The organism is Bacteroides sp. (assembly GCF_029057325.1).
Lineage (GTDB): Bacteria > Bacteroidota > Bacteroidia > Bacteroidales > Bacteroidaceae > Bacteroides.
Genome location: NZ_JAICZW010000081.1, coordinates 21,993 through 34,250, shown reverse-complemented (window position 1 = coordinate 34,250; position 12,258 = coordinate 21,993). Strand labels below are relative to the sequence as shown.

11 protein-coding genes are annotated in these 12,258 nt (G+C 49.5%); 7 read left to right on the top strand and 4 right to left on the bottom strand.

What is annotated here, in order from left to right; all coding sequences use genetic code 11:
- The 3 genes from K2G43_RS04915 to K2G43_RS04905 all read left to right on the top strand — a co-directional run.
- On the top strand, positions 1–435 hold a 435-nt coding region (locus K2G43_RS04915; RefSeq protein WP_300153256.1), incomplete at its 5' end, for a PD-(D/E)XK nuclease domain-containing protein.
- Between the two features lie 408 nt (positions 436–843).
- Positions 844–1,185 (top strand): 30S ribosome-binding factor RbfA, encoded by a 342-nt coding sequence (gene rbfA / locus K2G43_RS04910; RefSeq protein ID WP_297644769.1) that lies wholly within the window; start codon positions 844–846, stop codon positions 1,183–1,185.
- 159 nt (positions 1,186–1,344) lie between these two features.
- On the top strand, positions 1,345–2,580 hold the full coding sequence (locus K2G43_RS04905; protein ID WP_300153254.1) for an FtsX-like permease family protein: 1,236 nt from the start codon (positions 1,345–1,347) through the stop codon (positions 2,578–2,580).
- Positions 2,581–2,670: 90 nt separating this feature from the next.
- Here K2G43_RS04905 and K2G43_RS04900 read toward each other — a convergent pair whose 3' ends face one another.
- The 3 genes from K2G43_RS04900 to aroQ all read right to left on the bottom strand — a co-directional run bounded on the left by K2G43_RS04900 (position 2,671) and on the right by aroQ (position 5,405).
- Positions 2,671–3,300, bottom strand: coding sequence for a class I SAM-dependent methyltransferase (locus K2G43_RS04900; RefSeq protein ID WP_297644765.1), 630 nt, complete (start codon positions 3,298–3,300; stop codon positions 2,671–2,673).
- Positions 3,301–3,420: 120 nt separating this feature from the next.
- Positions 3,421–4,878, bottom strand: a complete 1,458-nt coding sequence (pyk, locus tag K2G43_RS04895) for a pyruvate kinase (RefSeq protein ID WP_297644764.1) — start codon at positions 4,876–4,878, stop codon at positions 3,421–3,423.
- A 110-nt stretch (positions 4,879–4,988) separates the two neighbouring features.
- Positions 4,989–5,405 (bottom strand): type II 3-dehydroquinate dehydratase, encoded by a 417-nt coding sequence (aroQ, locus tag K2G43_RS04890; RefSeq protein ID WP_297644762.1) that lies wholly within the window; start codon positions 5,403–5,405, stop codon positions 4,989–4,991.
- A gap of 172 nt (positions 5,406–5,577) precedes the next feature.
- Between aroQ and xerD the strand changes: the two genes are divergently transcribed.
- The 4 genes from xerD (at position 5,578) to K2G43_RS04870 (ending at position 11,112) form a co-directional block, all read left to right on the top strand.
- Positions 5,578–6,528 (top strand): site-specific tyrosine recombinase XerD, encoded by a 951-nt coding sequence (xerD, locus tag K2G43_RS04885; protein ID WP_297644760.1) that lies wholly within the window; start codon positions 5,578–5,580, stop codon positions 6,526–6,528.
- 136 nt (positions 6,529–6,664) lie between these two features.
- The gene (locus tag K2G43_RS04880) at positions 6,665–8,359 is read left to right on the top strand and encodes a tetratricopeptide repeat protein (RefSeq protein ID WP_297643014.1); all 1,695 of its coding nucleotides are present in this window, start codon (positions 6,665–6,667) and stop codon (positions 8,357–8,359) included.
- Positions 8,360–8,471: 112 nt separating this feature from the next.
- Positions 8,472–9,527 (top strand): TlpA disulfide reductase family protein, encoded by a 1,056-nt coding sequence (locus K2G43_RS04875; protein WP_297643013.1) that lies wholly within the window; start codon positions 8,472–8,474, stop codon positions 9,525–9,527.
- A 46-nt stretch (positions 9,528–9,573) separates the two neighbouring features.
- A complete protein-coding gene (locus tag K2G43_RS04870) occupies positions 9,574–11,112 on the top strand; it encodes a YifB family Mg chelatase-like AAA ATPase (protein WP_297643011.1) in 1,539 nt (512 codons plus the stop codon).
- 73 nt (positions 11,113–11,185) lie between these two features.
- Here the strand turns inward: K2G43_RS04870 and K2G43_RS04865 are convergent, their stop codons facing one another.
- Positions 11,186–12,256: a TIGR04133 family radical SAM/SPASM protein gene (locus tag K2G43_RS04865; RefSeq protein WP_300153249.1), complete on the bottom strand. Its 1,071-nt coding sequence runs from the start codon at positions 12,254–12,256 to the stop codon at positions 11,186–11,188.
- Positions 12,257–12,258: the final 2 nt, after the last annotated feature.

Below are 12,258 nucleotides of genomic sequence, written 5' to 3'. Positions count from 1 at the left end.
CTACCGTTCTACGCCAATACCAACAAGGTGGAAGCGCCGTTCCAGATACAAAACTTCGTCCGGGAAATAGAGCGGGGTGACTATAACGCCTTCTTCCACCGCCTGCAAAGTTTCTTTGCCGACACCCCCTACGAACTGGTGCGCAACCGGGAACTGCATTACCAGAACGTGCTTTTCATCGTATTCAAGCTGCTCGGCTTCTACGTCCAAGTGGAGTACCACACCTCACAAGGCCGCATAGATCTTGTGCTGAAAACCGACAAGTACATCTACGTCATGGAGTTCAAGCTGGAAGGCACGGCCGAAGAGGCGTTGTGGCAAATCAACGAAAAACAGTACGCCACACCCTTCGAAGCCGACGGAAGAAAACTCTTCAAGATAGGGGTGAACTTCAGCGGGGAGACACGGAATATAGAGAAGTGGGTAGTGGACTAACATCTTACACCCCGCTGAATTGCACGAAATTCACAGATTAAATAAAAAACCGTTTCTGCCCTCACGGGTAAAAACGGCTCAAGTCAATAATACATGAAAAAACGCTATTTAGAAAGAGTTCTTCTATTACAAAATGACTTTTACTCACATTGATTTATTCTTTAAAATGTGCTACAAAAGTAAAGCCTTGCAAAAATATATCCAAATAATATCTACGAGAAGGAAGATTTTATCGACTGAAAGAAGAGAATGCGGCTTTACTCCTAATGAAATGAAGCAAAGTGATAACCCCTTTAACTTCCGTAAATGAAAAAGCCGTGTCCCTCACGGCTTTTCTTTCTGTTTTTATTCGCTTATTCCAGCGTTTTTGTCTAACTTTGCTCTCCAATTTAAAAAAAGACAAGCCGTATGGAAACGACCAGACAAAACAAAATCGCCCGTCTCCTCCAAAAAGAGTTGAGCGACATCTTCTTATTGCAGACCAAAGCTATGCCCGGCGTACTGATTTCCGTCAGTGCCGTACGCATCAGTCCCGATATGAGCGTGGCACGTGCCTACCTCAGCGTATTCCCTTCGGAAAAGGGAGAGGAGATAATTAAAAACATCAATGCCAACATGAAATCCATCCGCTTTGAACTGGGCACACGGGTACGCCACCAGTTGCGCATCATCCCTGAATTGAAATTCTTCGTAGATGACTCATTGGACTATCTGGAACGAATCGACGAACTATTGAAAGAGGATAAATAAGCAATAAAAAGGCGCATCGGAATGAAGAAGAGACTCACATAATGATATCATTCAGGCACGGATTACACGGATTTTCTCTTTCGCTACTCTGCGTATTCCATGTAATCCGTGCCTTAAAAAAAGTAAGTCCGTTTTGACACAACTCCATCCGCTATCACCATGAACTTCCCCCTCTTCATCGCCCGCCGCTATCTCTTCTCTAAAAAGAAGCACAATGCCATCAACATCATCTCCGCCATCTCGGCATGCGGAGTGGCATTGGGCACGTTGGCATTGGTGTGTACCTTGTCCGTATTCAACGGCTTTCAGGACATGGTGGCAAGCTTCTTTACCGCTTTCGACCCCGAACTGAAAATCACCGTCCGCGAAGGCAAGGTGTTCGCCCCCTCCTCCCCCACCCTCCAACAGGTGAAATCTCTGCCTGAAATTGACATCTGGACAGAAACACTGGAAGAAAACGCCATGGTACAATACAAGGATCGACAGGCGATGGCGGTCATCAAGGGAGTGGAGGACAACTTCCGGCAACTGACCTCCATCGACAGCCTGCTCTACGGCACAGGAACATTCCTATTGAACGACTCGATAGTGGATTACGGATTCATGGGTGTGGAATTTATTTCAGAATTAGGGACAGGACTCCATTTCGTGAACCCGCTATCGGTCTATGCTCCCAAACGGAACGTGCGGGTAAACATAGCCAATCCCACTGCCGCCTTCAATCGGGAATACCTCTTCTCGCCCGGCGCTGTCTTTGCCGTCAACCAGCAGAAGTATGACGCACACTATATCCTGACCTCCCTCAGTTTCGCCCGCCGCCTGTTCGACTATGAGACGGAGGTTTCTGCCATCGAACTGAAACTGAAGCCCGGCGCCGACCTCCACTCCGTACAGAAAAAGATAGCAACAATACTTGGCGACCGTTTCACCGTACAGAACCGCTACGAGCAGCAAGCCGATGTCTTCCGCATCATGGAAATAGAAAAGCTTATCTCCTACCTGTTCCTCACGTTTATTCTTGCCATCGCCTGCTTCAACGTCATCGGCTCGCTCTCCATGCTGATATTGGACAAGCGCGAGGATGTAGAGACATTGCGCAACTTAGGTGCCGACGATCGGCTCATAGCCCGCATTTTCCTGCTGGAAGGAAGACTGATTACCCTGTTCGGTGCTCTTGCAGGCATTGCCTTGGGGCTGCTGCTCTGCTTCCTGCAACAGCGTTTCGGATTGATTTCATTGGGCGGAGGAAACGGAGCGTTTGTAGTGGATGCCTATCCGGTGAGTGTACATGCCACGGACATCTTCTTGATATTCGGAACAGTCATTGCCGTAGGATTCCTGTCGGTATGGTATCCAGTGAGGTACCTCAGCAGGAGGTTGCTGGGAAAGAGATAACGGAGAGTATTAAAAAACACAGAGACACGGAGATACAGAGGGAGTTATCTATGATAGATTGAAAACCTCTGTGCCTCCATGTCTCTGTGTTCATTTCTTGCGGATAATCGTCAATCCGTCGCGAAGCGGCAAAATGACCTTCTCCACACGTGCGTCCTGCGCCACCAGGTCGTTGAAAGCCTTGATGTTGATGGTCTGCAAGTCCGTGCGATGGGGATGCTCTTCCAGCACATGACCGTCCCACAGCGTATTGTCGGCAATGATATAGCCACCCTTGGAAAGACGGGCAAGCACCATCTCGTAATAGTCGATATACTTGCGCTTGTCGCCGTCAATGAAGGCGAGGTCAAAGGTGATGTCCAGCGTAGGGACCAGTTCCAGCGCATCGCCGATATAGAACCTGATTTTATCGGCATACGCGGAGTTCTCCAACCAGGGACGGGTGAAGTCTTCCTGCTCGTCGTTGATTTCAAAAGTATGCAACATGCCCCCTTCCGGCAACCCCTCGGCGATGCTAAGGGCGGAATACCCGCTGTAGGTGCCTATCTCCAACACCTGCTGCGGACGTATCATCCGGACAAGCATCTTGAGTAAACGTCCCTGCAAATGGCCCGAAGCCATGCGAGGGTATAACAACTTGACGTGTGTATCACGATAAAGAGCCTTCAAATAGTCGCCCTCCTCATCGATGTGCTGAAGTATGTATTCGTCGATGGTCACTTTTCAATTGACAATTGATAATTGACAATTGACAATCGGGAATTGACAATATTGATAAATGAAATAGCATTGTGCGGTTCCATCATCCATTGTCAATTTTCCATTGTCAATTGTTCATTGTTACAAGTATCTGTTACTATTGGGAAGTACGCTTTCCGCTGCATGCTTCAACGCATCTTCCACGACATTAATCTCAAGGAAAGAGGTCTGTGTACCCTCTTTGCCACTACTCAGATAACCCACCATATCGGTCGGCAAGAGTCTTCCCTCCTTCAGCAAGCGGCGAAGGGCGGCAAAGTAGTATTCCTGTCCGTTGGCGAGCTCGGGCATATAGATGGCCTCCACACCATAGGATAGAGCCAGATGGCGCATGGTCTTCTCCTTGTAGCAGATGGCAAGCACCGGATATTTGCCACGGAACGCAGCGAGGTAGCGTGCGGTACGGCCGCTGTAACTATCGGTGATGATGGCACGTATTTTCAGTTTTGTGGTAGCCTTCACCGCCTGCTTGGCGAGGAATGCCGTCACGTCATTGCTGTTTTCATCCAGCGGAATGCGGATGTCATTATCGGACAATTTATCTTTCTCGGCTTGTGCGGCCACTTTAGTCATGGTTCTCACTGCCTCCACGGGATATTTGCCGTAGGCTGTTTCGCCACTCAGCATCAAAGCGTCTGTACGGTAATAGATGGCATTGGCGATGTCCGTCACCTCGGCACGGGTGGGACGCGGATTTGAAATCATGGTATGGAGCATCTGCGTAGCCACAATCACGGGCTTACGCGCCAGAATGCACTTGCGGATAAGGATGCGCTGGATGCCCGGAATGCGTTCTTGCGGCACCTCTATGCCCAAATCGCCACGAGCCACCATCACGCCGTCCGCCACTTCCAATATCTCGTCAATGTTGTCAACGCCTTCCTGGTTCTCTATCTTGGCGATGATTCTGATATCGCTGCCATGCGCATCGAGAACGGACTTGATGTCAAGAACATCCTGCCTGTTGCGCACAAAAGAGTGGGCAATAAAATCAATATCTTTCTCAATGGCGTAGAGAATATTGTTACGGTCTTTCTCCGTCAACGAAGGCAGATTGATACGCACACCGGGCACATTGACACTCTTTCGGCTGCCCAAAACTGCTTCGTTCTGCACCTCGCATTCCAGGTAGTCGGCTGTCTTGCCTACCACCACCAATTCCAAATCTCCGTCGTCTATCAGGATATGTCCGTCCACATCCAGTTCCTGCACGAAGTTGGGATAAGAAACAAAGATGCACTCACGGGTCGTTTCCTGGTCGGGATTGCCTATCACCTTTACACGGTCGCCCGTCTTGAAAGGGATGGGTTCGGCCAGTGAAGTAGTACGCACTTCCGGTCCTTTCGTGTCCATCAAGATGGCAATGCGGTTGGAGACCTCGCGCACATTGTGAATCAGTTTGTCGGCGCCTTCACGATTAAGGTGGGCGGTATTCATGCGCACCACGTTTACACCGGCTTCAAACAGTTGCCTGATGAAGTCCACTTCGCAACGTTGGTCGGAAATCGTTGCAACAATCTTTGTCTGTTTCAATAACATAATCTTCTTTACCTGATTTTATATACCTATTTATTCTTAATTTCACGGATTCGCGTCTGAGAAATGGGAAAAGACGTGTCCGCATCACCTATATCATTTGTGGTCGAAAATTAGTGCTTCAACGCCTCCAACGCCAAGCGGTAGGAGTCCAGTCCGAATCCCAGGATGACACCCCGACAAGCGCAGGAAATCATGGAAACATGGCGAAACGACTCGCGGGCATGCACATTGGAGATATGTACCTCAATCACCGGAGAAGTAACCGCACGAATGGCGTCCTGCAATGCGATGGAAGTATGTGTATAAGCACCGGCGTTTAGGATGATGCCATCCACCTCAAAACCCACCTGCTGAATTTTGTCTATCAGTTCTCCCTCGATGTTCGATTGGAAATAGTCAATTTGTACGTCCGCATATTTACCGCGAAGTTCCGCGAGGTAATCTTCAAAAGTAACGCTACCATAAATGGAAGGTTCACGCTTCCCCAAAAGATTAATGTTGGGGCCGTTGATAATCTGTATCCTCATAACACTATTTTTTATACCTTTGCGGCGCAAAGATAGTGCAATCCCCAAGCAGATGCAAATTTATTTGCGATTTGCTGAAAGACAGCCCACGGCTCTCTCATTGAAAACAGGCTTCCAATGAAAAGCCCGTGAAAGAGGCCGTCTGTTTTCGTCAAACAAGGAAAAAAAGGACATGAAACCGGAAGAAAAAACAAAGCAGAAAGAGAAATTAGCTTTGATAATCAGGAAGTACCACCAATACCTGAGATTGGAAAAATCGCTTTCGCCCAATACGATTGAAGCCTACCAGACAGACTTGGAGAAACTGCTACATTTTCTGAGAACAGAGAATATATCCGTCCTTGACGTCACCTTAGACAATTTGCAACACTTTGCCGCCGGACTGCACGACATAGGCATACACCCCCGTTCGCAGGCACGCATTCTGTCGGGCATCAAGTCCTTCTTCCATTTCCTCGTCATAGCCGACTATCGGGAAGACAATCCCGGCGAACTGCTCGAAGGCCCCAAAATCGGCTTCAAGCTGCCCGAAGTACTGACCGTAGATGAGATAGACCGCATCATCGACGCCATCGACCTGAGCAAAAACGAAGGACAGCGTAACCGCGCCATTCTTGAAACGTTGTACAGTTGCGGACTGCGCGTATCGGAACTTTGCAACCTGAAGCTGTCCGACTTATACTTTGAAGAGGGCTTCATCAAGGTGGAAGGTAAAGGAAGCAAGCAGCGTCTTATCCCCATCTCGCCGCGTGCCATCAAAGAAATCAAATACTGGCTGATAGATCGCAACCAAGGCAAAATCAAGCCGGGATTTGAAGACTACGTATTCCTGGCACGTTGGGGAAACGGCATCTCCCGCATCATGATATTCCACCTGATAAAAGAACTGGCAGAAAAAGCGGGCATCACCAAAAGCATCAGTCCGCACACCTTCCGCCACTCCTTTGCCACCCACCTGCTGGAAGGCGGCGCCAACCTTCGTGCCATACAATGTATGCTGGGGCACGAATCCATCGCTACAACCGAAATTTACACACACATCGACCGCAACAGATTGCGCAGCGAAATTATAGAGCACCATCCGCGCAATATCAAGTATTATAAAGATAGGGATATTCATTAAATTATGATAAAATCAGCACCCATATTAACAATTTGTAAGGGGATTTGATAACTTTGCAATATCATTTTTTTGTTTGAATAACATATAAAAAAGGAACTGACAAATTTCATTTACAAACAATTAATTTATACCCAAAATGACTAAGAAATTGTATCTGCCGTTTTTAATGGCAATGGTTGTCGCGCTGATGACATCATGTAGCGGCAAAATGGGTGAATTATCATCCGACTATTTCACAGTAACTCCTCAAGTATTGGAAGCCGTAGGCGGTAAAGTTCCCGCTACCATCAACGGTAAGTTCCCCGAAAAGTATTTCAAGAAAAACGCAGTAGTGGAAGTCACTCCCGTATTGAAGTGGAACGGTGGAGAAGCCAAAGGACAACCTGCCGTGTTCCAAGGAGAAAAAATAGAAGGTAACGACCAGACCATCTCCTACAAGATGGGCGGCAATTACACCCTGAAAACCTCTTTCGATTATGTTCCTGAAATGGCACAATCAGAGTTGTATCTGGAGTTCAAAGCCAAAAAAGGTGGAAAAACCATCACTATTCCTGCCGTAAAGGTTGCCGATGGCGTAATCTCTACCTCCGAAATGATTGGCCAGACACTGAACAGCGCCAATCCCGCCAATGGTGACGACGCTTTCCAACGCATCATCAAAGAGAAGCACAACGCCAACATCATGTTCTTGATTCAGCAAGCCAACGTACGCGCCAGCGAGTTGAAAACCGCCAAAGAATTCGGTAAGGAAGTGAAGAACATCGAAGAAGCAGCCAACAAGAAAATCAGCAACATCGAAATCTCCGCATACGCTTCGCCTGATGGTGGTGTCAGCTTGAACAGCAAACTGGCTGAGAATCGTCAGGACAACACTGCCAAGATTGTCAACAAAGACCTGAAGAAGGCTAAAATCGACGCAGACGTTGACACTAAATATACGGCACAAGACTGGGAAGGTTTCCAAGAGCTGGTTTCCCAATCCAATATCCAAGACAAGGAACTGATTCTCCGTGTTCTTTCCATGTATCAAGAGCCCGAACAAAGAGAGCAAGAAATCAAGAACATCTCTTCTGTTTACAAGACTTTGGCTGACGAAATCCTGCCGCAGTTGCGTCGTTCCCGCTTGACTTTGAACTATGAGATCATCGGCAAGTCTGACGAAGAAATCGCAAGCCTGGCCGACAGCGACGCCAAACAACTGAACATCGAAGAACTGTTGTATGCCGCTACCCTGACTCAGGATGCCGCCAAGCAAGAAGCCATCTACACAAAAGCCACTCAAATCTATCCGAACGATTTCCGTGCCTACAACAACCTTGGTAAGTTGGCTTACCAGGCCGGCAACTTCGAAAAGGCTGAAAACTACTTCAAGAAGGCCGCTTCTGTAAAGGACGCTCCCGAAGTGAACAACAACCTCGGTCTGATTGCCTTGACAAAGGGTGACAGAAACGCTGCCGAAACTTATCTGAGCAAAGCTTCGGGTGCCAAGACAGCCAACGAAGCACTGGGTAACCTCTACATCGCTCAAGGTCAGTACGAAAGAGCAGTCAACGCATTCGGCGACACGAAGACAAACAGCGCCGCTTTGGCACAAATCCTCGCCAAAGACTACAACAAAGCCAAGAACACACTGGCAAACGTTGAAAAAGCGGATGCCTACACAGACTACCTGACAGCTGTATTGGGCGCAAGAACCAACAACTCCTCCATGGTAACAAGCAGCCTGAAGAATGCCGTTGCCAAGAACCCCGCTTTGGCTAAGAAAGCAGCTTCCGATTTGGAATTTGCCAAATACTTTACCAATGCCGACTTTATGAATATCATCAAATAATAAAGGCAAACATTGAAAAGAACGTGCCCGGCATAGAAATATGTCGGGCATTTTCTTTTTATTCACACCAAAAAGAAGTATTTTCGCACCGAAGCATCAGAAAAGAACCGGAATGAAAAAAATCTATCTTGCATACTTGCTGCTTATCGCCTTATTATCCGCCTGCGGCGGCAAGGATGAGCACACAGCCTTCCTAAGCGGCGAAATCAAAGGAATCGGCACTGATACCCTCTACATATACGGTATGGACCGGCTGTACGACCGCATGGACACGCTGCCCGTCAACAACGGCAAATTCTCAGCCAGCCTTGCCATCGACACGCTGGTCGGCACATGGCTGCTGCTTGGCAACGGCACCGAATACCCCCTTTTCCTGAATAAAGGGGACCACATCAAAATTGAAGGAGACACCGCCAACCTGAGAATCACCGGAAACAAGCCCAATGAAGAGCTAACGGCCTTTCTGAAAGAGCTGAAAGAGACAGAAGAACCGTCTGAGGAGACCTTGCAGCAAGCGGAAACCTTTATCGAAAGCCATCCGGCTTCGTTGGCAAGCATCTACCTCCTGGAGAAATTTTTCGTACAGAAGCCCCAACCGGACTTTGAACGAATCAGAAAAATGACAGAAAAGATGACCGGGGAACTGAAAGACCGCCCATACGTAAGCAAGCTGCTGCAATCCCTTCAGGAAGAAGAGAAAGTGAGCATCGGAAAAAACATTCCTTACTTCCGCCTGCCCAACGCAGAAGGTACTCCAATCGCCCGTACCAACTTTAAGGACCGGTATCTGCTGATACACTTCTGGGCCTCGTGGGACCGGCAAAGCATGGAATCCAATGCCGCCCTGCGCCCCATCTACCGGAAAGAGCAGAAAAACAAGTATAGCAAGTTCGCGCTTTGGGGCATCTCGCTGGATACAGACAGAGAGAAATGGGGAAAAGCCCTCCGACAAGATTCACTGGAATGGGAACAATGTTGCGACTTCGCAGGATGGAACACAGAAGCAGTCACGCAACTTGCCATACATACATTGCCCGCCAACCTGCTGATCAGTCCATCGGGAAAAATCGAAGGCAGAAACTTGAGCGATGCGGAAATCCGGGCAAAAGTAGAACAAATAACGCAAAAAGAGAAAGAAAAGAAAGAGGCGGAAAAGAAAAAACGCTGATAATGAACCACGGTGCTTCACCGCACCTTTACTAAAAATCAAGGGAATGCTGATAAAAGTTTTCGGAGCGGCTGTTCAAGGTATTGACGCAACCCTCATCACCATCGAGGTCAACAGTTCCAAAGGCTGTATGTTCTATCTGGTCGGATTGCCGGACTCGGCTGTAAAGGAGAGCCACCAGCGCATCTTGTCGGCACTGCAAGTCAACGGCTACCGGATGCCCGTCAGTAACATCGTCATCAACATGGCACCGGCGGACATCCGCAAAGAGGGTTCCGCCTACGACCTGCCGCTTGCCATCGGCATGCTGGCAGCCAACGAAATCATCCAATCATCCCGACTGAACCGTTACCTGCTGATGGGCGAGCTGAGCCTTGACGGCAGCCTGCACCCCATCAAGGGCGCCCTGCCCATCGCCATCAAAGCACGCGAACTGGGATTCGAAGGAATGATAGTCCCCCACGCGAACGCCCGTGAGGCGGCAGTGGTGAACAACCTGAACGTATATGGTGTCGATACCATCAAAGAAGTCATCGAATTTTTCAACGAACAGCGGGAACTGACCCCCACCATCGTCAACACCCGCGAGGAGTTCTATGCCCGGCAGAGCACCTTCGACCTTGACTTTGCCGAAGTAAAAGGGCAAGAGAATGTGAAACGCGCATTGGAAGTAGCGGCAGCCGGCGGACACAACATTCTCCTTATCGGTGCGCCCGGCAGCGGCAAGTCCATGCTGGCAAAGCGCCTGCCCTCCATCCTGCCGCCGCTTTCGTTGGGCGAGAGCCTTGAGACCACCAAAATACACTCCGTAGCGGGCAAGCTGGGAGACGACAGCGGGCTGATATCCCAACGTCCCTTCCGCGCTCCTCACCACACGGTCTCCACAGCAGCCATGACCGGTGGCGGAAACTATCCACAGCCCGGTGAAATCAGCCTGGCACACAACGGCATTCTCTACCTGGACGAGCTGCCCGAATACCAGCGCAGCACCTTGGAAGTGCTTCGCCAACCACTGGAAGACCGGAAGATTACGGTCTCACGCGTCCGCTTCAACGTAGAATATCCCGCCAGTTTCATGCTGGTAGCCTCCATGAACCCCTGCCCTTGCGGCTATTACAACCACCCGACTAAAGCCTGCGTTTGCAGTCCGGGGCAGGTGCAGAAATACCTGAACCGCATATCAGGCCCACTGTTAGACAGAATCGACCTCCAGATCGAAGTTACCCCGCTCCCCTTCGAGAAGATGGCGGATGCCCGTCCGGGCGAATCGAGCGCCACCATCCGCGAGCGTGTGATACGTGCCCGACAAACACAGGAAGCAAGATACGCCGACATTTCCGGTGTCTATTGCAACGCGCAGATGAACAGCAAGCTGCTCGGCCTCTATGCACGCCCCGACGACCAAGGCCTTGTCCTGCTGAAGAACGCCATGAACCGCCTGAACCTCTCCGCCCGCGCGTACGACCGCATTCTGAAAGTGTCGCGCACCATCGCCGACCTGGAAGGAAGCGAAAGCATCCTGCCGATGCACCTGGCGGAAGCCATCGGATATAGAAACCTGGACAGGGAAGACTGGGCGGGATAAATCCCTCCCGGCAAGGGGAGGGCCGAAATGCCTATGAACGACGAACAAAACCGCACGAAGCGGCAGGCAAACACTATTTGCGCAACCTCTTCAGATGGCAAAACAAAAGCTCTCCGCCGCTGTCCCGCAAGTGCATGCCGTTGCCTTCACAATATCGAAAGAAGCTACAATCGGCACAAGCTCCCTTCTTCATCCACTCCCGGTTGCGGAAAGGCTGAAAACGATTTTCCCAGACATCCATAAAATCGTCTTTATAGATATTGCCCTGGCTGAAATTGCTACGGATACTGGGGCAAGCAGAGATGGAACCATCCACCAAGACCGAACCTACACTGATGCCGGCATTGCATGAAAAGAGATTATCGCGCACCTCTCCTTCATAGTTGCCTAAAAAACCCTCACAACCATAATTCACACGCATTCTCTTCTCCTTGCGCACACGCTTAATGAAATCCATCACACCCGTAAACTCTTCATCCGTCAACTGAAACTCGGGATGTTCCGCAGCACGCCCCACAGGGAAGATAGTAAACAGACGCCATTGACGCACACCTATCGAATAAAGAGAAGCTTTCAACTTGTCCAGATAAGGATAATTAAGGCGATTGACGCAAGTCACCACATCCCACACCAATTCCCGCTCATGCACCAGCCTCTTAATGGCCTCCATCGCCTTGGAATAGCTGTCCGGATGTCCACGCATCCAATTGTGGTCGTCGGCAAAGCCATCCAGACTGATTGTAATGGTATGAAGTCCGGCCTCCATCAAACGCTGCAAACGCGCGGCAGTCAGATAAAGCCCATTGGAGACCAATCCCCACGAATAGCCACGCCGGTACAAAGCCAGCCCTATCTCTTCCAGATCATCCCTTACCAACGGTTCTCCGCCAGTAATGACGATGTTTACCTCATTCGGATCGACATGGGGAGTTATAGAATCAATAACCCTCAAGAAATCTTCTGCAGGCATGTCCGGAATATCCGACATACGCTTGCAATCGCTGCCACAATGCTTACAATGCAAGTTGCAACGTTGTGTACATTCCCAAAACAGCTGCTTCAGCGGATGCAACTCTTTTTGATTATTACGGATTTTCCGCGCAATTTCCAATGCCAAACGTTTGCGAATAGAAAGAGTAGCCACCT